Source organism: Actinomyces sp. zg-332, from assembly GCF_011751945.2.
GTDB lineage: Bacteria > Actinomycetota > Actinomycetes > Actinomycetales > Actinomycetaceae > ZJ293.
Window position 1 is genome coordinate 732,789 of the sequence record NZ_CP064951.1, and the last position, 23,539, is coordinate 756,327.

General features: G+C 33.7%; 18 protein-coding genes and 1 pseudogene. 18 read left to right on the forward strand and 1 reads right to left on the reverse strand.

Annotated elements, in window-relative coordinates:
- Window positions 1-8: 8 nt before the first annotated feature.
- From HCQ94_RS02935 to HCQ94_RS03005, 15 genes and pseudogenes are all read left to right on the forward strand, one after another.
- Window positions 9-713 carry a B3/B4 domain-containing protein gene (locus tag HCQ94_RS02935; protein ID WP_166981710.1) on the forward strand — a complete coding sequence of 235 codons (705 nt, stop codon included), beginning with the start codon at window positions 9-11 and terminating at the stop codon, window positions 711-713.
- 164 nt (window positions 714-877) lie between these two features.
- Window positions 878-2,218, forward strand: a complete 1,341-nt coding sequence (locus tag HCQ94_RS02940; protein WP_166981713.1) for an exonuclease domain-containing protein — start codon at window positions 878-880, stop codon at window positions 2,216-2,218.
- A gap of 277 nt (window positions 2,219-2,495) precedes the next feature.
- On the forward strand, window positions 2,496-2,930 hold the full coding sequence (locus HCQ94_RS02945; RefSeq protein WP_166977504.1) for a MarR family winged helix-turn-helix transcriptional regulator: 435 nt from the start codon (window positions 2,496-2,498) through the stop codon (window positions 2,928-2,930).
- 44 nt (window positions 2,931-2,974) lie between these two features.
- The gene (locus tag HCQ94_RS02950; protein ID WP_198426299.1) at window positions 2,975-4,747 is read left to right on the forward strand and encodes an ABC transporter ATP-binding protein; all 1,773 of its coding nucleotides are present in this window, start codon (window positions 2,975-2,977) and stop codon (window positions 4,745-4,747) included.
- Window positions 4,737-6,506 carry an ABC transporter ATP-binding protein gene (locus HCQ94_RS02955; RefSeq protein WP_166981718.1) on the forward strand — a complete coding sequence of 590 codons (1,770 nt, stop codon included), beginning with the start codon at window positions 4,737-4,739 and terminating at the stop codon, window positions 6,504-6,506. Before HCQ94_RS02950 ends, HCQ94_RS02955 begins: the two co-directional genes overlap by 11 nt.
- 136 nt (window positions 6,507-6,642) lie before the next feature.
- A pseudogene (locus HCQ94_RS06330) lies at window positions 6,643-6,968 on the forward strand (DUF1304 domain-containing protein).
- Window positions 6,969-7,283: 315 nt separating this feature from the next.
- Window positions 7,284-8,312 (forward strand): NAD(P)H-dependent glycerol-3-phosphate dehydrogenase, encoded by a 1,029-nt coding sequence (locus HCQ94_RS02965; RefSeq protein WP_198426300.1) that lies wholly within the window; start codon window positions 7,284-7,286, stop codon window positions 8,310-8,312.
- A gap of 25 nt (window positions 8,313-8,337) precedes the next feature.
- On the forward strand, window positions 8,338-8,988 hold the full coding sequence (locus HCQ94_RS02970) for a YczE/YyaS/YitT family protein (protein ID WP_198426301.1): 651 nt from the start codon (window positions 8,338-8,340) through the stop codon (window positions 8,986-8,988).
- A gap of 115 nt (window positions 8,989-9,103) precedes the next feature.
- Window positions 9,104-10,114: a YdcF family protein gene (locus tag HCQ94_RS02975; protein ID WP_166981721.1), complete on the forward strand. Its 1,011-nt coding sequence runs from the start codon at window positions 9,104-9,106 to the stop codon at window positions 10,112-10,114.
- A 333-nt stretch (window positions 10,115-10,447) separates the two neighbouring features.
- Complete coding sequence (aspS, locus tag HCQ94_RS02980) at window positions 10,448-12,238, forward strand: aspartate--tRNA ligase (RefSeq protein WP_166977514.1); 1,791 nt, start codon at window positions 10,448-10,450, stop codon at window positions 12,236-12,238.
- 615 nt (window positions 12,239-12,853) lie between these two features.
- Complete coding sequence (locus HCQ94_RS02985) at window positions 12,854-13,333, forward strand: YraN family protein (RefSeq protein WP_166977516.1); 480 nt, start codon at window positions 12,854-12,856, stop codon at window positions 13,331-13,333.
- On the forward strand, window positions 13,323-14,861 hold the full coding sequence (locus tag HCQ94_RS02990; RefSeq protein WP_166981723.1) for a YifB family Mg chelatase-like AAA ATPase: 1,539 nt from the start codon (window positions 13,323-13,325) through the stop codon (window positions 14,859-14,861). Before HCQ94_RS02985 ends, HCQ94_RS02990 begins: the two co-directional genes overlap by 11 nt.
- Window positions 14,862-14,879: 18 nt before the next feature.
- Window positions 14,880-16,028, forward strand: coding sequence for a DNA-processing protein DprA (gene dprA / locus HCQ94_RS02995; protein WP_166981726.1), 1,149 nt, complete (start codon window positions 14,880-14,882; stop codon window positions 16,026-16,028).
- 54 nt (window positions 16,029-16,082) lie between these two features.
- A complete protein-coding gene (locus HCQ94_RS03000; protein WP_166981728.1) occupies window positions 16,083-17,018 on the forward strand; it encodes a tyrosine recombinase XerC in 936 nt (311 codons plus the stop codon).
- Window positions 17,019-17,538: 520 nt separating this feature from the next.
- Entirely contained in the window at window positions 17,539-18,018 is a 480-nt protein-coding gene (locus tag HCQ94_RS03005; RefSeq protein ID WP_166981731.1) for a GNAT family N-acetyltransferase, read from the forward strand.
- Window positions 18,019-18,689: 671 nt separating this feature from the next.
- Here HCQ94_RS03005 and HCQ94_RS03010 read toward each other — a convergent pair.
- Window positions 18,690-19,298 carry a M23 family metallopeptidase gene (locus HCQ94_RS03010; protein WP_166981733.1) on the reverse strand — a complete coding sequence of 203 codons (609 nt, stop codon included), beginning with the start codon at window positions 19,296-19,298 and terminating at the stop codon, window positions 18,690-18,692.
- 339 nt (window positions 19,299-19,637) lie between these two features.
- Between HCQ94_RS03010 and HCQ94_RS03015 the strand changes: the two genes are divergently transcribed.
- Genes HCQ94_RS03015 through der form a run of 3 tightly spaced genes read left to right on the forward strand, consistent with a single transcriptional unit; the run spans window position 19,638 to window position 23,373 of the window.
- Window positions 19,638-20,462, forward strand: a complete 825-nt coding sequence (locus HCQ94_RS03015) for a ParA family protein (protein WP_232525746.1) — start codon at window positions 19,638-19,640, stop codon at window positions 20,460-20,462.
- Window positions 20,463-20,515: 53 nt separating this feature from the next.
- Window positions 20,516-21,262, forward strand: coding sequence for a pseudouridine synthase (locus HCQ94_RS03020; protein WP_166977530.1), 747 nt, complete (start codon window positions 20,516-20,518; stop codon window positions 21,260-21,262).
- Window positions 21,259-23,373 (forward strand): bifunctional cytidylate kinase/GTPase Der, encoded by a 2,115-nt coding sequence (gene der, locus HCQ94_RS03025; RefSeq protein ID WP_166981736.1) that lies wholly within the window; start codon window positions 21,259-21,261, stop codon window positions 23,371-23,373. The genes HCQ94_RS03020 and der overlap by 4 nt, the downstream gene beginning before the upstream one ends.
- Window positions 23,374-23,539 lie beyond the last annotated feature (166 nt).

The following is a 23,539-nucleotide window of genomic DNA, read 5'->3' on the forward strand; positions in this document are numbered from 1 at the left end:
GGAAAATCATGAGTAAATTTATAGTTGAGAAGTCATTCTGGGAACTGTTTCCAGATGCAAAAATTGGTGTTGTATTGCTTAAAAACTATGAAAACGCTGAGGAATCCTCAGAGGAAATAGTATCTCTACTAGCAGAAAGTAACTCTTTAGCAAAAGAACATTTAACAGCTGAAGTATTTAGTGAAAATAAAGTTATTCAAGTTTACAGACAAGCTTATCAGAAGTTTAAAACTAAGAAAGGTGCACGTTCTAGTATTGAAGCTTTGCTTAAGCGTTCTATTAGTGACAGGCCAGTTGGCACTATAAATCCTTTAGTTGATATCTACAATTCAGCTAGCTTGAGATTTGCTTTGCCAGTTGGAGCTGAAGATATAGACACATTTGTAGGAGATTTGCGTCTGACCATTACTGATGGGGGAGATGAGTTTTACCTAATAGGTGATGAGGAAAATAATCCTACTCTAGAAAACGAACTTTGCTATAAAGACGATAAAGGTGCTGTTTGTCGTTGCTTTAACTGGCGTGATGGTGAACGTACAATGATTACTGAGAAAACTAAAAATGCTTTCTTAGTTATTGAGCTAGTTGATCCTGATCGAGTAGAAGCTTTGGAGAAAGCATTGAACTTTGTTGAAGAAAACGCTATGAAATTCTTGAAAGCTGAGACAAGTCAATACATTTTAGACAAAGATAACGCTCAGATGGATTTATAAGTATTAACTCTCTATTTTATTAGATGTGAGTAGGGCTTAAAGTTACATAAGAAAGCTTTAAGCCCTATACTTATATTGTGCAACACACGATGAAGTGTTGATGTGGCAAAAAGCTCTTAGAGTTACTTGTTTTATAGGACTTATGATTCACAGGAAGAATACGAATGTACGATTACATAGCTTTAGACATAGAAAATCCTAATAGAAGAGGTAATTCTATTTGCTCTATCGGTATTATTATGGTTAAAAATGGGCAAGTAGTAGATAAAATTTATAGCCTAATTAACCCTGAAGATCGTTTTGATAGAAAAAATATTGAAATAACTGGCATATCTGATGAGATGGTTATTTCTGCTCCTAATCTAGTAGAATATTGGAAAGAAATAGGTCACTTATTAGAAGAATATATAATTGTCGGTCATAATATTCAATACGATTTAAACGTTATTTCTAAATCTTTAGATAGATATAATTTGCCTATTCCATCTTTCAAATATGTTTGTACTTACTCTACTAGCAAATTTCTGTTATCTGAACAATCCTATGCTTTAGGCTACTTATGCAACAATATAGGGTACATTTATAACCAACACAACGCTTTAGAAGATGCTCAAGCAAGTGTACATTTATTTCAGTATCTACTTAGTAGTAACCCTGATTTTGTAGCTGTTCCTAGTGAATTTGTTTATAAGCAAAAACTACAAGAGAAATTAGATGAAAACTTGTTACGCAATATTAATGATTTGCATGGAATTATAAAAGGAATGGCGTTTGACAAGGTTATTTGTGATAAAGAAATAGAGTACTTGCGTGCTTGGGTTGAAGAAAATACTAAGTACAAGATTTATAGTGTATTTCATAGAATATTGTCCACACTAGAAGAAGTTCTTCAAGATGGAGTCATAACTAGCTATGAGTATCAGCTTTTAGTAAATCTTGTTGGCTGTGTTCGATCCTCAAATATTTATAGTGATACTACTTTAGGAATTCAAATACTTAAAGGGATTTTAAAAGCTATCATTAGCGATGATTATATTGCGGAAGAAGAAATAGTCGAACTTAAAAACTGGCTATATGAACATGAATATTTATCAGACGTATATCCTTACGATAAGGTATACTCACTTGTTACACAAGTATTAGAAGACGGAGAAGTTAGCGAAGATGAGAAAAAACAGCTATTTAGTAGTTTTGAAAAAATTCTAAACCCTATTAGTACTTCAGGAACAATAAGCTTACAAGGTAAAACCTTTTGTTTAACTGGTGATTTTCTAAACGGAAGCAAACGAGAAATTGAGAGTATTCTAACAGAAAAAGGTGGAGTTAAAAAGAGTGGGGTCTCAGCCAAACTCGACTATCTTTTTGTAGGAGCTTTAGGAAGTGGGGCTTGGAAGTACGGAAATGCTGGAGGGAAAATTTTAAAAGCTCAAGAGCTGCAAGAAAAAGGTAAAGCAATACAAATAATTTCAGAAAGTGACTTATCGAGCCTTTTTGAAAAGAGGTAGTTTATCTAAGCAAAACCTGCCACTTTCTTAGCGTTCACTAAGTGACTACAATATACAAAAACCAATAAAATTATTAGAAAAAGTATTGAATTATTCATTTTAAAGCGTAAACTAGTATAGTTACTTATAACAGTAGGTTAATCTTTGTTTTAGAATTTTACGGGCATGTAATTTGTCTCTACGATTTCAAGAAAATCTGGTTTTCCTACGTATTTCACTCTTTATATGGTTCTCATGAGAACTAAATTAGGGTGGTATACATGTACTAAGGAGAAGAATGCAGTCACCATTATGTGAATTTAAGAGTTTTGTAAATGAACTTGAGAACTATCTTAAAAAACTAGCAAAGAAACATAATGTTGAACATTTAAGCGGACCGCAAGGACACGCAGTAGTTTACCTTTACAAAAATGGAAATGAAGAAACTTGCGCAAGAGACATAATGGAGTATTTAAAAGTTTCCAAATCTGTAGCAAGTAATTTGTTGACAAGAATGGAAAAAAATAACTTTATTACAATACGTAGTTCTGATCTAGATAAAAGATGCAAAATTATTAAGCTAACAGAACTAGGTATTGAAAAAGCGAAACTAATGACTAATTTTTTCGATGAAATTTCTAATGAGTTACTGAAGGAAATTTCTTGTGAAGAAACCCAAATAGCTTTAAAAGTTGTAAAGCAGATAAACAAAAACTTGAAAAAGGATAAATAACTATGCTCAAATTATTCAAATATTTTTCCTTTAAAGAATGGTTTATGAGTTCTTTAGCAATTGTATTTGTAGTAATAAATGTCTGGTTAGAACTAAAAATTCCAGAGTATATGTCAGAGATTACTACACTTCTTAACACTAAGGGCACGCAAGCTAGTGAAATATTCTATTGGAATTTCACAAGCCCTGGCTCTAAAATGCTTCTGCTTTCACTTATAAGCTTTGCCTCATCAATTTTAACAGCATTTTTTGCTGCGCGTGTGGCTGCTGCTTTTTCTACCACTCTTAGATCAAAGATTTTTCACTCAGTTTTGGGTTATTCAAATGCTGAAGTTAAAGAATTTAGCGTGCCAAGTCTTTTGACTCGTACAACAAACGATATTACTCAAATACAAATGCTTATAACTATTGGTCTACAAGTAGTAACTAAAGGACCTATTATGGCAATTTGGGCTATGACTAAAATAGCAGATAAAGGTCATGAGTGGCTTTTAGCAACGCTAGTCGCTGTATCAGTAGTTGCACTGTTAATGCTTATACTGCTTGTTCTTGCCTTCCCTAAGCAAAAAATTATTCAAAAAATGACTGATAAATTGAATAGTGTTACACGCGAATCTCTAAATGGTATACGAGTAGTGCGTGCTTATAATGCGGAAAAATATCAGTACGATAAATTTGAAGTAGCTAATGATAGACTTACTAAACTTAATTTATTTGTGAATAGACTTATGGCCTTGATGACACCGGTAATTATGACAATTTCTGGTACATTATCACTATCTATATACTGGATAGGTGCACATTTGATAGAAGATGTTGCTATTGCTAAAAATCCAGCTCAAATACCACAAGCTATAGCTAAGAAAGTTGATATTTTCTCAGACATGGTTGTGTTTTCATCCTACGCCATGATGGTTGTCTTTGGATTCATGATGATGGTAATGCTATTCATGTTCTTACCTAGAGCAATTGTTTCAGCAAACCGTATAAATGAAGTTCTTGATAAGAAATCTTCAATAGAATACTTTCCACATACAACTCAAGAACCAATAGGAAAAGGGCATATTGAATTCGATAAAGTATCTTTCAAATATGCTGATACTTCTGAACCTGTATTAGAAAATGTTACTTTTAGTGCAAAACCGGGAGAGACGATTGCATTTATTGGATCTACAGGCTCAGGTAAATCTACATTAGTTAGCTTGGTTACTCGTTTTTATGATGTTACAAGCGGGTCAATAAAAATTGATGGTGTAGATATACGACAGTATTCAAATGAGGATTTACATAATAAAGTTGGATTTATTCCTCAAAAGCCTGTCTTATTCAGTGGCGATATTAAGTCAAATATTGACATGGGGATTAGTATTGAATCTCCTTTGAATGAAGAAAAAATTTGGGAAGCTTTGGAACTAGCCCAAGCGCGTAATTTTGTAGAAGAAAAAGAAGGCAAGATTAATTCTCATGTCGCTCAAAGTGGTAGTAATTTTTCAGGCGGACAAAAACAACGTCTGGCAATAGCTAGGGCATTGGCTCGTAAACCTGAGATATTAATATTCGATGATTCTTTCTCCGCTTTGGACTATAAGACAGACTATATTTTACGTAGTGAGCTGAAAGAAAAAACAGCTGATATGACAAAACTTATTGTTGCTCAACGTATATCTACAATTATGGATGCTGATCAGATTCTAGTGCTAGATGAAGGAAAAGTGGTAGGTAAAGGAACTCATAAACAGTTGCTGGAATCTAATGAAATTTATCAAGAAATTGCTTACTCACAGCTGTCTAAGAAGGAACTAGAAAATGAAAACTAAAAAGAAGCCTTCCTTATTTTTACGTCTGAAACCGCATACTAAAGGTTTTAGAATTCCGTTTGCGATTTCAGTAGTTGGTGCCATTGTTTCTTCTATAGTCACTGTAATTGGTCCAGATAAGTTAAAAGAAATAACTAACATTATCGTAGAAGGACTAAAGCCAACTAAAACAGGTCAGTTTTTAGGTATTGACTTAGAAAAAATTACTTCAATTGCTATCTTTTTAGTGATTCTGTATATCATTTCGGCACTAGCTGGATACATACAAGGATATACAATTGCTACAGTAGTGCAGAAGTTTAGTCAGAGATTACGCTCATCAATTGCGCGTAAAATCAATAATATCCCGTTGAACTATTACGATAGTCATTTACAAGGAGATACTCTTTCTAGAGTAACTAATGATGTTGATCTGACTTCTCAGTCTTTAAATAATAGCTTAGGTACTTTGATTAACTCTGTTATCTTGCTAATTGGATCTTTAATAATGATGTTCCTCGTAAATGTTACTATGGCTTTTACAACTGTAGGATCAGTGCTAGTTGGTTTCATTTTTGTAAGTATTATTATGAAGTTTTCTCAACCACTATTTGTTCAACAACAGTCAAATGTTGCCGCTGTGAATGGATACGTTGAAGAAATTTATTCAGGTCACAATGTTATCACTAGCTACAATGCTATAGAACAAGCAAGTAAAAAATTCGTGGAACTCAATAATAAGCTACATTCTTCAATGTGGAAATCTCAATTCTTCTCAGGAATAATGATGCCACTAATGATATTCATTGGTAACTTTGGATTCGTAATGGTATGTGTAGTAGGAGCAGTACTAGTTATTAAAGGACATATTACTATTGGTGACGTAGTTGCTTTTATGGCATATGTTCGAATTTTTTCTCAGCCACTTGGCCAAATAGCTCAAGGTATAACTCAGCTTCAAGCAGCTAGTGCAGCTATGAATAGGGTATTTGAGTTCTTGGCTGAAGAAGAAATGGAAGAAGAATCCCAAAAGAGCCAAAAGCTAGAAAATCTTGAAGGCAACGTTGATTTTAATAATGTGTATTTTGGCTATTCTGAAGATAAAACAATTATCAAAGATTTCTCAGCTTCAGCCAAATCTGGGCAAAAAATTGCTATTGTAGGACCAACAGGAGCTGGTAAAACAACAATAGTTAATTTACTAATGCGGTTCTATGAAATAGACAAAGGTGGAATTTTTATTGACGGTGTTAATATAACTGAGATGAAACGTAGCGAAATACATGATGCATTTTCAATGGTTCTACAAGATACCTGGTTATTTGAAGGAACTGTGAAAGAGAATTTGATTTACAACCGTAGAAATATTACTGATGAAGAAATAGTAAATGCTGCTAAAGCTGTTGGTGTACATCATTTTATTCAGACTTTGCCTGAAGGATATGATACTTACTTAGATGATTCAGTTACATTATCAGTTGGGCAAAAACAGCTACTTACGATAGCTCGTGCTTTGATAAAAGATTCTCCACTTTTGATTCTGGATGAAGCTACTTCATCAGTTGATACGCGTACTGAAGAAGTTATACAACGAGCAATGGATAAGTTAATGGAAGGACGTACTTCTTTTATTATTGCTCACCGTTTATCAACGATTAAAAACGCTGATCTAATCTTATTCATGAAAGATGGAAATATAGTTGAACAAGGTAATCATGACGAGCTTATGTTCAAGAATGGTTTATACGCAAACTTGTACAACTCTCAGTTTGTAAAATAAAAATTTACGCATGGCAGGGTAGGTTAGGTAAGTCTTAACTTACCCTGTAGTACTTTATTGTGTTCAAAGTAAGCATGTTTTTAGTAAAAGGAGAAAAATGTCTGTTATAACTACTGTATTATCTGTATTAGTTGCTATGGAATTCTTCTATATTTTTTATCTAGAAACTATTGCTACTACTTCTAAAACAACTTCACGCGTGTTTAAAATGCGAACGGATGAGCTTTGCCGTAAAAGTGTAAAAACGTTGTTTAAAATCAAGGTGTTTACAATGCTCTTATTGGAGTTGGGTTAATTTATGGGACTTTTTTCACCACCCATCCTAAAGAAATAGTAATTTTCTTACTCGTATATGTAATATTAGTGGCTTTTTATGGTGCAATTACTAGCGATAAAAGTATTTTATTGAAACAAGGTGGCATAGCTATTCTAACTTTAACGCTACTTTTACTGGGTATATAATATTACAATAGATAAGAATTTAAGCACGATATTTGGGTATAAAAACGTAAAGAAGTATGTTTTCTAAACTTTAGAATACTTTAGAAGTAAATAGAATAAACGCTATAAAACTTCTATATCAAAATGGCTAAGTATTGATATATTACAAATATAAAGAAAGTTTATTTTGTGGTTATATAAATAAACCTAGTTTTCATTCTGATAAACTATAACTAAAATAAGCATAAGCATATAAAACACCGACGTACTTCAAACAATTTATCCCTAAAATGTCGTAGAATGGCGTAATTGGAAAAATAATTAAGGGATAAGTATATGAGTAAAATGAATAAAGTATGTGTTATAGGGTCAGGTAGCTGGGGGAGTGCCTTATCTATAGTTCTTGCTCATAATGGATACGATGTCCACATATATGGTAGGTCTGCTGAACAAGTAAATGAGATTAATACTAATAAGACTAACTCCTCATACTTACCTGGAATTGTTTTTCCTGAAAACGTAGTTGCTTCAAATAGTTTGTCTGAAACTGTAAAAGACTGTGAATTAGTTGTACTAGCTGTCCCATCTCAACAAGTGCGTGGCATTATCGAAAAAATTGCACCTTTTACAAAACCTGAACAGATACTTGTAAACGTTGCTAAGGGTCTTGAAAAAGAAACAGGTTTACGTCTTTCACAAGTTGCAAAAAGTATTCTTCCAGATAACCCTTATGTTTTACTATCTGGTCCATCACATGCTGAAGAAGTTGCTAAGTCTATACCAACTATTGTTATAGCAGCTTGCGAAGATATGCATAATGCTCAAAAGGTGCGAAATTTTTTCATAACTGACACTTTTAAAGTATATTTGAACACTGATTTGGTTGGAATTGAAATTAGTGGTGCATTAAAAAATATAATTGCTTTTGGGGCAGGTATTGCTGATGGCATTGGTTTTGGAGATAATACCAAAGCAGCTTTGATTACTCGTGGTTTATACGAAATTACTAGACTAGGCTTAGCCATGGGGGCAAAATACTCAACTTTTAATGGTATGGGTGGTATTGGTGATTTAATTGTTACCTGTACTAGTAAACACTCTCGTAACTGGCAAGCTGGTTATCATATTGGTAGTGGAAAAACTTTAGAAGAGACTTTAGCTGAAGTTAAAATGGTAGTTGAAGGTATAACAATTACTGAAGTTGCTCATGAAATAGCTAAGACGTTACAAGTGAAAATGCCTATTGTTGAGTCAATTTATGGCGTAATCGAAGGACATATTTCGCCTAAAGAAGCAGCTTATAGCTTAATGAAACGTGTTAAAGAAGACGAATTTGATGGAATTGAGCTATTTTCAAACTTTTAGTATAACTAACTTTTGAGGAGGATACGTGAAAAATAAGACTAAGTTTGTGCTACGTTTTTTCAAACTAATGTTTGGATTATTTTTATTTGCTTTAGGCGTTATTGAATGTATTAATGCAAATATTGGTTATGCACCTTGGGACGTTTTTCACGTAGGTCTAAGTCAAACTACTGGTTTATCACTTGGAGTCGTATCTATAGTTACTGGACTATTTATAATAGTATTAGTAGTTTTTCTAAAAGAAATACTCGGTATAGGTACAATCTTGAATATGATTTTTATAGGCGTCTTTATTGATATAATTAACTACCTCAATTTTATTCCAGTTATGAGTAATTTCTGGTACGGATTCATTTTAATGCAGATAGGTTTGTTAACTTTATCTATAGCATCGTATTTTTATATTTCTGCCGGTTTTGGAGCAGGTCCTAGAGACAGTTTAATGGTTGCCTTAGCACGTAGAACGCCTTTACCAATTGGTATTTGTAGATCAATTGTTGAAGCAACTGCCGTTATAAGTGGTTTTTTCTTAGGCGGATATGTAAGAATTGGTACGGTTGTATATGTATTGTTAATCGGGGTGTATGTACAACTTGTGTTTATGATACTGAGATTTAACCCAGGTTATATAAAGCATGAAAGTATTAGACAGACTTTTAGTTCTTTTAAAAAATAATTCTACTTTTGCTGAAGATAATAAATAATGTATACACCTTACTTGACTGTTTATTAAATTTACTTACTGCTCTATCATATAAGGATGGGGAATTTTTTGAAAGCAAGTGCATAAAATGTTTACTTTAATTTTGTGGGTTTTATTTTTACTATCTGTTTATAGAGAACCTAGAAGTTTGTTAAATCCACCTTTATTTATTGTTACTTTATTTTCAACTTATTTTTGGGTTGGTGGACTTGTACAAGATGAAAACTTTCCAGTTTTACCTCAAATAGCTTTTATAGGAACTTTTATACTTGCACCTTTTATTGCTTTATTTATAGGTATCTTTCTTATTTACAATGGTGTTATTGTGATACGTAAAGAAGGAAAGTCTTTAGCTAATTGTCTATCTTTGCTTTTAGGAATAGCTATAATTGCTTTCTTTATAATAACTTTTATTTATCTTGTAAACGCAAATTCGGTTTTAAAAAATCACACATTTAGTAGTTACTTTTTTATAAGTTTTGCTGTTATAGTTTTCTCCTATTTTATTTTTGGGATGCTGTTTTTAGGTTTCTTCTTCTATTCAATTTTTTATCAGCATTTACCTAAGAGAAACAATTACGATTTCATTATTATTCACGGAGCAGGTTTAATTAACGGAAGAGAAATTAGTCCTCTTTTACAAGGCAGAATAGATACTGCATTGAAAGCATATTATAAATCTAATAATCCTGATATAAAAATAATTGCTAGTGGTGGAACAGGTGAAGATGAGAAAATTTCTGAAGCACAAGCTATAGCGAAATATCTTAAAACGCATTCAGTTCCTAGCAGTAAAATACTCCTTGAAGATGAGTCTACAAATACTTACGAAAATTTGTTCTTTTCAAAAGAAATAGCTGAAAAGTTAGTTGCTAATCCTAAATATTTGTTTGTAACAAGTGATTATCATGTTTTCCGTACTAGCTACTATGCCAAGAAAATAGGTATGAGAGGTGGGGGAGTTGGCAGTAAAACGGCTAAATATTATTTCCCTACAGCTTTTATTCGTGAATATATAGCGATTGTTATAAAAATGAGATGGGTTTTTGTTGTCTTATATGCTTTATTGGCTTTAGCTTTATTTTTAGCAACTCGTTAGGATACCAAAATATTTTTACTTATTTTTGCTGAAAACTATTTCAGTATGGGCAAGTTTTATATACAGCTTTAGGGAAGAACTGTCTAAACAAGTATTACCTAGTTTCATATACTTTATATGTTTGAAAGTTAACTTTTGAAAATTAAAGTATTTTTATTGCACTAAAAGAAAATGTGTAAATATATTTGGTTTTAAAAGTTATATGTGAGGAAAAATTTACTTTTCAATATGGAAAAATTTCCTATAAAGATTTAGAATTATAGCTATGTTCACGCTCGTTTCGTGTGAATTAGTTTCCCCGCTCGTTTAGCGGTTATTATGAAAGGTAAGTACATGTTACGTACACATAAGGCAGGCTCATTGCGAGCAAAAGATGCTGGTTCCATTGTTACTTTAGCAGGATGGGTCGACCGTCGTCGTGACCATGGTGGTATTACTTTTATTGATTTGCGTGATTCTTCAGGTATATCGCAAGTTGTTATTCGAGAAGAAGAAGTTGCCCACGATTTAAGAAATGAATTTGTTTTACAAGTTACTGGTGAGGTAAGCATTCGCCCAGAAGGAAACGAAAATCCATCAATTCCAACAGGTGAAATCGAAGTAATATCAACTAAAGTAGAAATATTAAATACATGTGCACCTTTGCCTTTCCAAGTATCTGCAAATGCTGAAGATAGCGGTCAAGTAGGCGAAGAAGCCCGTTTGCGTCATCGCTATTTGGATTTGAGACGAGAAAAAGCACAGTATGCTATTCGTTTACGTTCAAAAGTTGCACGTGCAGCACGTGAAGTTTTGAACTCGCATGAATTTGTAGAAATTGAAACACCTACTCTTACTCGTTCAACTCCAGAAGGTGCTAGAGACTTTTTAGTACCAGCACGTTTATCACCAGGTTCATGGTATGCGCTACCTCAGTCTCCTCAGCTTTTCAAACAGCTTTTGATGGTTGGTGGTATGGAACGTTACTACCAGATTGCTCGTTGTTACCGTGACGAAGATTTCCGCGCCGATAGGCAACCAGAATTTACTCAACTTGACTTGGAAATGTCTTTCGTAGATCAAGAAGATGTTATTGCTGTAACTGAAGATATTTTGAAAGCAATATGGAAAGAAATAGGGTACGAAATTCCTACACCGATCCAGCGTATGACTTATCATGAGGCTATGCGTCGTTTCGGTTCAGACAAACCTGATTTGCGTTTTGGTGTCGAAATAGTTGATTTAACTGAATATTTTAAAGATACACCTTTCCGTGTGTTCCAAAATGAATACGTTGGTGCTGTTGTAATGCCAGGTGGTGCTTCACAGCCTCGTCGTGCTTTTGATGGCTGGCAGGAATGGGCTAAGCAACGTGGTGCTAAAGGTTTGGCTTATGTGACGGTTGCTGAAGATGGAACACTTGGAGGTCCTGTAGCCAAGAACATTACAGATAGCGAACGTGATGGCTTGTGTGAAGTAACAGGAGCTAAACAGGGTGACTGTATTTTCTTTGCTGCTGGTGGAACTGATGAAGCACGTTCACTGCTTGGCGCTGCTCGTCTTGAAATTGGACGCCGTTGTAACCTTATTAATGAGGATGAATGGTCATTCTTATGGGTTGTTGATGCTCCTTTGTTCAAACCATCAGGTAGCGATGACGATGTTGACTTGGGTTCATCAGCTTGGACCGCAGTTCACCACGCTTTCACTTCACCTACACCTGAGTGGATTGATCGTTTTGAGGAAGATCCAGGTAATGCTTTAGCATACGCATACGATATTGTATGTAATGGTAATGAAATTGGTGGTGGATCTATACGTATCCATCGTCGTGATGTTCAAGAACGCGTTTTTGACGTTATGGGTATTGGTCCTGAAGAAGCACAGGAAAAGTTTGGTTTCTTGCTAGATGCTTTCAAATTTGGTGCACCTCCTCATGGTGGTTTAGCATTGGGTTGGGATCGTGTTTTGACTTTGTTAACTAAGTCTGATTCTATCCGTGATGTTATTGCTTTCCCTAAGTCTGGTGGAGGTTTTGATCCATTGACTCAAGCTCCAGCACCAATTACAGCTGAACAACGTGCTGAAGCTGGTGTTGATGCAGTATTTGAAGAAGATGAAGAATCTGAATCTGAAAAAGAATAACTAATATTTACGAGAATTGGCTCTAGCGTTTTGTTAGGGCCAATTTTTATTACTTGTTAGTACTGCGTAAATGCTAAGAACGGAAAGAGTTTTTATGCTACTGAAGGTAAGCTAATTTCTACTGCTTTAGGTGTGAATAGAATTAACAGGTTTTTAGTGTGAAAGCTTGAGAATAAGTATTGCTATGAGCACATAGAAAGTTGGGAAGCTAACTGCAAAACAGAATAAGTTTTAGTAAGAGAGGTTTTTGTTCCTAATACTACTTTGTAAATTGTTAAGTATTGATAAATATTTGATGCTTAGTTGTCGATGTCCTAGTGATTACAAAAGAAATAGCTGGGCGTATTGAAAACATAGGAGTTGGTGATTCTATATACAAGGTATCTTCTATGAATAATAGTATTTTTTAATTTTACTTCTTTTACTCGCTTAGAATATGACAAGATTATTTTTATACGAGAACTAGGTCAAAATAGTTAGCTATCTCAATAGAATATATGTTAATACTGGAAATTTTATATAGTTTCTTTCAATAGTTTTAATTACTAATTTATAGTTATCCACAATTTTAAAATTCTTTCTTCGCTAGCGTTTGATTTTTGTTTTACTAGATACATGACTAATGAAGAAAAAAGAGTTACGCAAAATAAACTGGAAAGTTTATCATCTGACCACATAAAAATAAGCAACAAGGTGAATGCTAAAACACGTAATGCTTCTTTTTATACTCGTAGTAAACTTGTGGGAATTATAGGTGAAAAAATAGCTCAACGTTACTTGAAAAATAATGGTTGGCATATAGTTGATTGCAATATTTATTATAGAAATGGCGAGTTAGATATCATTGCCTCTAAAAATGAAAATTTAGTGTTTTTTGAAGTTAAAACAAGAACAAACGACAAATATGGTGGCAGCGTAAACGCAATTACTGCTAAGAAAATAAGCACTATAGAATCTTTAGCAAATCAATGGTTATACGAAAACGATTTCCAAAGAGCTTATAAGAGTTATCGTATTGACGCAATTTTAATTGATATAAATTCTTCATTAAACGGAGTAATAAAGCATATTAAAGGAATTAGATATGGTGAATAAATACGGTTCAGCTATGTCTATAAGTTTGATAGGCATAAATGGAAAACCTGTAAAAGTTGAAACAGATATTAGTATGGGGTTACCTAGATTTACTATTATAGGCTTGCCTGATTTGTCTTTAAAAGAAGCTAAATACAGGGTGAATTCAGCTTTTAATTACTGTAACCTTGGCGTCCATGCAGGAAATATTACTGTAAATCTTTCACCTGCGTGTTTATATAAAACTGGTAGTGGATTTGATTTAGCGATTGCGATATCTATATTATGTGCTGATAAAAAGATTGACTTTGATAAAGTAAAAAATTGGATGTTCATTTCTGAATTAGGACTAGATGGGAAACTCTATCCTGTAAATGGCATACTACCGATGGTAAATGCTGCAGTGAAAAATGGTTACAAAAATATTGTAGTGGCAAAACAATGTGAATATGAAGCGAAATTAGTAGACGGTAGTAATATTTTTCCGGCTGATAATTTAGTTGAAGTTTTGAACTACTTTGGAGGTAGTTTTAAAGTTCCGCAATATGATTTAGAAAAGAACTCATATGATGGAATAGAAAAGTATAATTTATTTTCCCCAATTGATATGAGTGAAATTAAGGGTAATACTTTAGCCAAATATGGTTTGGAAGTTGCTGCTTGTGGTGGGCATAATGTTTTTATGCTTGGCACGGCTGGTAGTGGTAAAACAATGCTAGCTAAAAGTATGTGTAGTATTTTGCCTGAGTTATCTAAGAGTGACTCCCTTGATGTTTCTTCGATTTATTCAGTTGCTGGCAAAAATATTGGTGGGAGACTGATAAAAACTCCTCCTTTTTACGCGCCTCATCACAGTGCTACTTTACCTTCTTTAATTGGAGGTGGAACTAATATTAAACCAGGTGCAATTTCACTAGCTCATAAAGGTATTTTATTTATCGATGAAGCGGGAGAGTTTCCAGCTAGAGCTTTGGATAGTTTGCGTCAGCCATTAGAGGATAAGTATATAACTATTAGTAGAGTAAATTCTATAGCTGTTTATCCTGCTGACTTCCAACTATTACTTGCTAGCAATCCGTGTCCTTGTGGAAATTTTGCTTCCAAAACTCATGAATGTAAATGTAGTGCATATCAGGTTAATAAATATATGTCTAAAATTTCTGGACCTCTACTAGATAGGGTAGATATACAACTTCGTGTACAGACTCAAAAGAGGCAAACATTCGATATGGAAAGTGAAGAGAAATCAGAAACTATTTTATCTCGCGTTATTGAAGCTAGAAAGCGCATATTACTAAAGTATAAAGATATAAATGTAAGTATTTCTAAAGATTTATTACCGAAACATTTACGTTCTAGTGTAAGCAAAATAGATGGCGATGGATATTTACTTGTAGAGTCACAAATCTCTAAAGGGAAACTTTCAATGCGTGGAGCTGATAAGGTTTTACGACTCGGAGTATCTATTGCTGCTTTAGATGGGTGTGATGTTGTTAGCCAAGATCATATAGCACAAGCATTAATTTTACGTACAAACATCAACGAATAGTGAAATATAGGATAGAAAATGTATTCAGAAAAAGACTTACTTTGGATTAGTTTATCTATATGCAATAGTTATAGTACTTTACCTTTAACTCAAGCTTTAATAAAAAACTGTGGCATAGAAGACACATTAAAAATGATAAAAGAATATGATTCAACATCGTTGTTACTTCCAAATAGTGTTTATGACAGTTCTTATAGTAAAAGATTTAATAATACATATTTGCATAGAAGTTTTGGGTATTTAAAAGAAATACTAAGCGTAAAAAGTGTTGAGCAAATTCTTAATCAGTGTGAGAAATTAAAAGTTAAAGTCATAACGTCTGAGAGTGATTTTTGGCCTAGACAACTTGAATTTTTGGAGCTTGAAAAACCGTTGGCGTTATGGTGTCGTGGAGATAACTTAGAACTTTTGCCTAAAAATAATATGATTTCGGTTGTTGGCTCAAGAAAATGTTCAATCTATGGTAGAAATACTGCTATTGATTTTTCTTATGATTTGGCTGAGAAGAATTTTACTATAGTATCTGGTGGGGCTTATGGTATAGATATTTATTCTCATATAGGAGCGTTAAATTCTACTGGTAACACTATAAGTGTTTTAGCTGGTGGGGTAGATAGACTTTATCCTTCTTCTAATATTTCAGTTTTCAACTCTATATTAGAAAACGGGCTTATAATTAGTGAAAATCCGATAGGTGTTAGACCAGCGAAATGGAAATTTTTGGAAAGAAATAGGATAATTGCTGCTTTATCAAAAGTAGTGCTAGTTGTTGAGGCACCGGAAAAATCTGGTTCACTAAATACAGCTAGCTATGCCGTTGAGTATGGAAAAAATTTAGGAGTTATACCAGGGAACATAGATTCTAGTTTTTGTGCAGGAAGTAATGCTCTTCTAAAACAAGGAGCTTACCCTATTACTTGTGTAAACGATGTGCTAGAACTAATGGGAGAAAAGTACGTTCAAGAAGAGCTGTTTGAACACGCTGAGAATGAAAATACGGTTGCTCAAAAACGTATACTTTCCAGTCTTTATAAAACTAAATCTAAGACACTTGAAGAACTATTTTTAGAATGCGAATTAGATGTTAAACAAATGTTGAAAACACTTTCTTTTCTTGAGACTAAAGGTAAATGTTTACGCAAAAATAATGGATGGGTTTTGCTATAAAGAAATCATTTGTTAAAGTTATCCTATAAATTGCTTATATTTGTGAGGACTTTTATGCAAAATAACAGTATTGATACGCTCATTGAAGACTATAAAGTGTACTTACTTAAGAATGAAGGTTTGAGTGATAATACTGTTAAGGCTTATATTAGTGACTTGAAGATTCTTTTTGAATTACTAGCTATAAAAGAAAAACAAGATTTACAAACTATCGATTTGTATGTTTTGCGAGGTTATCTAGCTGAAATATCAAATAGCGTAAATAAATCATCAATTGCCCGGAAAAACGTTGCTATTAAAAAGTTTTCATCGTGGGCTTTAACAAAAGGATATATAGAAGTTGATTTTGCTAGTAAGATTCAAATACCTAAGTTTGAAAATAAATTGCCTGAAGTAATAGAAGAAAACTCTCTATCTTTAATGCTGGATACTCTAAAAGAAAAATCTAAAAGTACTGAAGGGATTTCTGAGGAAAAAATATTTATATCTAATGTTAGAGCGTGGGTAATTTTGGAAATATTTTATGGAAGTGGAATACGTATTTCTGAGTTAGTAAATATAGATTTACAAGATATAGATTTTTCCAATAGTACGCTAAGAGTTGTAGGTAAAGGTGATAAAACTAGAGTAGTGCCAATGAGTAAATCAAGTATTGAGGCAGTAAATTACTACTTAGATAAAGTGTATTATAAAATTGTAGACTCTAGCTCCTTAGAGAATGCTTTATTTTTAGGTGATAGGGGTAAGAGGATTAATCCTAGAATAGTTAGGAAAATCGTAAACGAAAATACTCTGCGATATACGGGTAGTAAAGTTTCTCCTCACGCTTTGCGTCACTCTTCAGCGACTCATATGCTATCAGGTGGTGCAGATTTGCGTGTTGTACAAGAAATGTTAGGACACGCAAGTTTACAGACTACACAACGTTATACACACGTTGACACTAAGCGATTGAAAAAAGTCTATAAGCAAGCACACCCTAGAGCATAACTAGCTTTTTCTTAAGGGAAATAGATTTATTTTTCTAAATACTTCGTGGTTGCTAGCTTTTTTGAAGTTTCTTTGTACTAAATTTTTCTTTTGCGACTCTCATCTCAATTATAGGAGTAAACTAAATATTTGAGCTATCTTAAATTTTTCTTTTGACGGTGTAGGTTGAGAATATACAGTAGAAGTTTAGATGTTTTGATAACTTTTAGATTTTAAAAGACAAATAGTGTCTTAAAATATTTTAAGGCTTATTTTGTACTACTAAGAAACTGCCAGTTAAACAACTTTGTATGGAGTTATGCTAAATAAACCCTATGTTATATTAGCATTTAACTCTATAAAGAGTTATTATTTATTTAATATTACTAGCAAGATTCGTATCAATACAAAAATCATATACGCATTAAATTAATAATACTTTTTACTAAAAGCAACAATTTTATCTGTGAATTCTAAGTTCTAGTACTTTTATAAAATAGGAAAGTTGCTGTAGTTTGCTTGTCGATATATAGGAGTAATTATGAAGTTACGTTTGTATAGTCAGCTAAAACACGTCCATCTCTTAAAAGCCTACTCTTTAAATGACGTTACACATACCGATTCTCCTCAGAGCATTATCAGTAAGACTCAGTCAGATAATGAAAGATATTCAGTTGTAATTACGGATAATGATGAAAGTAATATAATTGGATTCTTTTGCTTACATATAGGGTCAGGCCCAGAAGAATACGGTTTTTATCAAAAAGGTTATGCTTTAGTAAGAGGATTTTCAATTGACGACCGTTATAAAAATCAAGGATATGGTTCTAAAGCTTTAAATGATATTTTTGATTTTATGGACTCAAACTTGGATTTAAAGATAGATAACGTTATTTTGGCTGTTAACGAAAATAACATTTTTGCACAAAAAGCTTATAAAAAATCTGGGTTTACTGTAATTAAAAACAATATAGAAGGAAAACTAGGAAAATTACTTATCATGGAGAAAAGCAGAGCCTAATCAATACTAATAACAACTATTACTACAGATACTTTGGGTATAATACATAAAATTAGCGACTAAGCTGAGTAAAATATGAAAAATACTGTAGATTTTTTCGAACTAGAGTAGTCATTTAAATGCTTGAGCTTTACTGATTTGAATTTAGTAACCACTCCACTAACTATAAAAGCTGTTTCGTGGCATTTACAACTAATAAAAGTTATGCTCAGAAACACTTACCTTTTTAGATAGAATAAAACAAGTAATAGCTGTATAAGCCCAAGCAGCTTTCGTAACTTTGATAGTCCTACTTTTATTCTTAGTTATTAGCTAGGTAAAGTTATCTAAACTATACTTTGCTTAGTATTCTTGGTTGTACACTTTTATAAGGACAATGCCCATAAATACGCTTACGTAATACTTGCTTTATAATTGTAAAATTTGTAGTCAATACATGTGCAGTGCGCTTGTAGAGGAATTTATACAGTTCTCGAATATAAGGATTATGCTGAAATCTTAAGGAATTTTCATAGTATATTCTGAGCTAGATACTACATTTAGTTACTAAACTCTCAAAATATAAAGTACTTTTAAAATACTCTAAATGACTAGATAAACTACAAGCATACTTTCCAAACTAAACTATAGGTTTTGCTCAAAGCCTGTAAAAAGAAAAACTAAAAGCTTAGTTATAAAATATAGTTCCAGTTGTAGATAGGAAGTAAAACAATCTTTTCATAAAGAAAGTTTTTAGGATTTAAATACTCATCTTTGCCTGAAATAACGCCAAACTGTAAGGATTTTTCTTTCATATTATCGTAATTTGTTACACCTATAACTTCACCTTTGGCTATGGTAGTTCCAATTTTTAAAGAACTTTCCAACCCTACATAAGTTGTTCGAATATCATTTATATGTTTAATTGACAGAATGTTTTTTCCATCAATTTTTCCTCTATAAAAAACTACTCCATCAAAGGGAGCATAAATTTTTTCTCCTTCCGCAACTTCTAAGTCTAACCCTCGGTTCCCAGCTGAGTATTTAGGTAAATTATCGTCATAATCTTTTAAAATTTTACACTTTGGTTTACAAGGCCAATCAAAATGCATTTTATAATGTGTATTTTTAATTATGTAAGGATAAGTGTTTATAGAATCTAAAGTGAGAAAGTTCGATAACGAAAATATAACTGTTAGTAAAATTTGTAGAGATAAAACACTAGTTTTCAAAAGTACCTTTGTATAGTTTTTCCTCATTATATTAACAAAATGATTTGCTCCAAAAATTATTTTATACATTTGTTTTCCTAACTTTACGAAACTTACGTTATCAAAGAAGTAAAACGCTAAGTTATTACTGATAGCTAGTAGCCTAAAATATATCAATGGTTTTTCAAGCAGAATTGATGCGTTAAAATTTACTTCTATAAGAATATTACTAATGTATCGTGTTGCAGAGAGCTTAATTTAAAATATTGTGGATAAGTATACAGTTTATGAAAACAAGTTTGAAATATAATATAAAGTGGAAGATATTAAAATATGTATTAGTTTTAAGTAAACTCATATAAAATATGTAGTAAATAATGTTAGAATAGTTATTTGAAAATGAGCATAATATATGAAGTGGTTTTTGATATGAATGAAACAATTGATTTTCCATTACCACCAGCGTTGCATACACATGGTCCTGCAAGAGTTATTGCTATGTGTAATCAAAAAGGTGGAGTAGGTAAAACAACTACAACTATCAATTTAGCTGCTTCTTTAGCTGAATATGGACGTAAGGTTTTAATAGTTGACTTTGACCCTCAAGGTGCAGCCTCAGCAGGCTTAGGTATAAACGGTCACGAGTTAGATGAAACTATATACACACTTATGCTAAACCCTAAAATGGATATAAACACAGTTATTAGAAAAACTAGTGTTGAAAACTTAGATTTAATACCTGCTAATATCGATTTGTCTGCTGCTGAAGTACAACTAGTCAATGAAGTGGCTCGTGAAAACGTACTGAACCGCGTGTTATATCCAATTTTAGAAGACTACGATGTTATTTTCGTTGACTGTCAGCCATCTCTTGGATTACTTACAGTCAATGCGCTTACAGCTGCACATGGTGTTATCATACCTATGGAAGCTGAATTTTTTGCTTTGCGTGGGGTAGCACTTTTAGTTGAAACAGTAGAAAAAGTACATGACCGTTTGAATCCAAAGCTAAAAATTGATGGAATTTTATCTACTATGGTAGATAAAAGGACCTTACACGCACGTGAAGTGCTGGAAAGACTTGATGAAGCTTTTGGGGAAACGGTATTCAAAACTCAGATAGGCAGAACTGTTAAATTCCCTGATGCATCAGTAGCTACAGTTCCTATTACTATATATGCTCCTAATCATGCTGGTTCTCTAGCATATAAACAACTAGCTCGTGAGCTAATTGCACGAGGATGCGTAGCATAGCTGTATTGATTTTAAAATGTCGGTTTATTTAATATTTAATTGGATGGGATCTCTTGGAAAAAGAAAACACTACACAAACAGGAGTGCGTTTACAAAAAGTACTATCAAGTGCGGGGGTTGCCTCAAGACGTGCTAGTGAAATTTTGATATCTAAGGGTAGGGTGACAGTTAATAATAAAACTGTAACTCAACTAGGCACTAGAGTAGACCCTGAGAAAGATATTATTCATGTCGATGGAATGCGAATAGTAGTTGCTAAGAACCATTTAGTTCTCGCATTAAATAAGCCTAAAGGTGTGGTTTCTACAATGTTTGATCCACAAGGTCGCTACTGTTTAGCTGATTACATTGAAAAGTATGACGCACATCTACACCATGTGGGTAGGCTTGATACAGACACTGAAGGACTAATTTTACTTACAAATGATGGGGAGCTTTCTCATCGTTTATCTCATCCTTCACACAAAGTTAAAAAAACTTATGTGGCTACGGTTGAGGGTGTAGTTCCTAAAGGCTTAGGCCCAAAACTTAAAAAAGGTGTTGTGCTTGATGACGGTTTTGTAAGTGTAGATAGTTTTGTTCTAAAAGGCACAGATGGACAAACTAGCATTATTGAGCTTGTACTACACGAGGGTCGCAACCGTATAGTTAGAAGAATGTTAGATCATGTTGGTTTCCCAGTCATAAAGCTTATGCGTACAAAGATAGGTCCTATAAAGCTTGGACAACTTAAATCTGGTCGTACACGAGTAATTACAGGACCTGAATTATCGTCTCTTATGAAAGAGGTCGGGCTATGAAAAATATAGTTGTAGCTATTGATGGTCCAAGTGGGTCTGGGAAATCTTCTGTATCTAAACAAGTAGCCAAAACCCTAAATATGGCTTATCTTGACACTGGTGCTACTTATAGAGCAGCTACTTGGTGGTGTTTGCAAAACGATATTGACTTTACAAACGAAGAAGTAGTTGTATCAACTATTGAATCTATGCCATTGGAGATGCCTTTAGATCCTAGCGTGCAAAAAATTATATGTGCAGATACAGATATAACTGAAATTATTCGTACAGATGAGATTACTTCCAAAGTTTCTAAAGTTTCAACAATTTTAAAAGCACGTGAAGTACTAGTTCAGCTACAGAAACAAATTATTGAAGATGTTTTGCTTGAAAAATCAATTATAGTTGAAGGACGAGACATCACTACTGTCGTATACCCACAAGCTGATATAAAGTTACTAATAACTGCTGATGAAAGAACACGTGTAATTAGGCGTGCAAAAGAGCTATATGGTGATGAATACGAAAAGCATATTGATACTACTTTTGAAAATAGTATTGGCAGAGATAAAAAAGATAGTGTTGTAGTTGAGTTTATGAAAGCTAGTGAAGGTACTACGCTTGTCGATACAACTTTATTAGACTTTGACGAAACGGTTCAAACTGTTTTAGACATGGTTGAAGAAACTATCAGAGACATTCAGCTTGAATCTATGCTCCGAGAGAGTCTAAATGAATACGATTTAGAGGATACTGACTATTCACTACTAAATGATGAAGAATTCTGGGAAGAAGATTATCAAGATACACAAGCACTACCTGTTTTAGCTATTATTGGACGTCCTAACGTTGGAAAATCAACGTTAGTTAACCGTATTTTGGGTAGAAGAGAAGCTGTTGTACAAGATAAGCCGGGAGTTACCCGTGACCGTGTTAGCTATCCAGCCCAGTGGGGTAGACGTGAGTTTACACTTGTAGATACTGGTGGCTGGGAAGTAGACGTGGCTGGTATAGATAAAGCTGTGGCTTCGCAGGCTGAATTAGCTGTTCAGATGGCTGATGCTGTTGTTTTTGTAGTAGATGCAACGGTTGGGGCTACAGCCTCAGATGAACGGATAGTTCAAATGTTACGACGCAGTAAAAAACCAGTCATTTTGGCTGCTAATAAAGTAGATTCACAAATGCAAGAAGCTGACGTTGCCATGCTATGGAGTTTGGGACTCGGTGAACCACATCCTATTTCAGCTTTACACGGTCGTGGTTCTGGTGACTTACTTGACGCTGCTATGGAGATACTGCCAGAAGTATCCTCTGTGGCTGTGCCACTGCCTAAAGATGGACCTCGTCGAATTGCTTTGATTGGACGTCCTAACGTTGGAAAATCTTCTTTACTAAATACATTAGCAGGACAAGAACGTGTTGTTGTACATGATATGGATGGTACAACACGTGACCCTGTTGATGAAATGATTACTTTGGACGATAGAAATTGGTGGTTTGTTGACACTGCTGGTATTCGTCGTAGAGTGCATAAAACTTATGGAGCTGATTACTACGCATCTATTCGTACTGCTCAAGCCCTTGAAAAAGCTGAACTTGCTTTAGTTCTTTTTGATGCTTCATCACCTTTGGCTGAGCAAGATGTGCGTGTTGTTCAACAAGCTGTTGACGCTGGTAGAGCGCTAGTTATTATTAATAATAAATGGGATTTGGTGGACGAGGAACGTCAGAAGTTCTTGAAATATGAGCAAGAAAAAGATTTAGTTCAGATTTCTTGGGCTCCTCGAGTAAATATTTCAGCTAAAACAGGGTGGCATACTAACCGTTTGGTACGTGCCATAGATCAGGCTTTAGATGGCTGGGAAACTCGTATTTCAACCAGTAAGCTGAACTCTTTCCTAGGTGAACTCGTAGCTGAACATCCTCACCCAGTTAGAGGTGGAAAACAGCCACGTATCCTATTTGCAACCCAAGCTAGTGCCAAGCCTCCACGTTTTGTAATTTTTACTACGGGATTTTTAGATCCAGGATATAGGCGTTTTATTGAACGTCGTTTGCGTGAAACTTTTGGTTTCGTTGGTACGCCGATTCAAATCAGTGTTCGTGTGCGTGAAAAACGTAAACGTAAATAATTTATATATTAGGGTGTCGATAAAGTGTATTGTTTGTCGGCACCTATTTATTTAACTAATTATGATGAAAATATTTTAGAAAATATTCACGTAATTTCCCTAAAAAATTTAGTTACTTTGTTTTTAAAAACTTGTTATACTTAATGAACACTTACTAAGCTAAGGT

Excerpts from the sequence above, each read along its gene's own strand:
- HCQ94_RS02935 (WP_166981710.1), top strand. The coding sequence starts at position 9 with ATGAGTAAATTTATAGTTGAGAAGTCATTCTGGGAACTGTTTCCAGAT.
- HCQ94_RS02940 (WP_166981713.1), top strand. The coding sequence starts at position 878 with ATGTACGATTACATAGCTTTAGACATAGAAAATCCTAATAGAAGAGGT.
- HCQ94_RS02945 (WP_166977504.1), top strand. The coding sequence starts at position 2,496 with ATGCAGTCACCATTATGTGAATTTAAGAGTTTTGTAAATGAACTTGAG.
- HCQ94_RS02950 (WP_198426299.1), top strand. The coding sequence starts at position 2,975 with ATGAGTTCTTTAGCAATTGTATTTGTAGTAATAAATGTCTGGTTAGAA.
- HCQ94_RS02955 (WP_166981718.1), top strand. The coding sequence starts at position 4,737 with ATGAAAACTAAAAAGAAGCCTTCCTTATTTTTACGTCTGAAACCGCAT.
- HCQ94_RS02965 (WP_198426300.1), top strand. The coding sequence starts at position 7,284 with ATGAGTAAAATGAATAAAGTATGTGTTATAGGGTCAGGTAGCTGGGGG.
- HCQ94_RS02975 (WP_166981721.1), top strand. The coding sequence starts at position 9,104 with ATGTTTACTTTAATTTTGTGGGTTTTATTTTTACTATCTGTTTATAGA.
- aspS (WP_166977514.1), top strand. The coding sequence starts at position 10,448 with ATGTTACGTACACATAAGGCAGGCTCATTGCGAGCAAAAGATGCTGGT.
- HCQ94_RS02985 (WP_166977516.1), top strand. The coding sequence starts at position 12,854 with ATGACTAATGAAGAAAAAAGAGTTACGCAAAATAAACTGGAAAGTTTA.
- HCQ94_RS02990 (WP_166981723.1), top strand. The coding sequence starts at position 13,323 with ATGGTGAATAAATACGGTTCAGCTATGTCTATAAGTTTGATAGGCATA.
- dprA (WP_166981726.1), top strand. The coding sequence starts at position 14,880 with ATGTATTCAGAAAAAGACTTACTTTGGATTAGTTTATCTATATGCAAT.
- HCQ94_RS03000 (WP_166981728.1), top strand. The coding sequence starts at position 16,083 with ATGCAAAATAACAGTATTGATACGCTCATTGAAGACTATAAAGTGTAC.
- HCQ94_RS03005 (WP_166981731.1), top strand. The coding sequence starts at position 17,539 with ATGAAGTTACGTTTGTATAGTCAGCTAAAACACGTCCATCTCTTAAAA.
- HCQ94_RS03010 (WP_166981733.1), bottom strand. The coding sequence starts at position 19,298 with ATGTATAAAATAATTTTTGGAGCAAATCATTTTGTTAATATAATGAGG.
- HCQ94_RS03015 (WP_232525746.1), top strand. The coding sequence starts at position 19,638 with ATGAATGAAACAATTGATTTTCCATTACCACCAGCGTTGCATACACAT.
- der (WP_166981736.1), top strand. The coding sequence starts at position 21,259 with ATGAAAAATATAGTTGTAGCTATTGATGGTCCAAGTGGGTCTGGGAAA.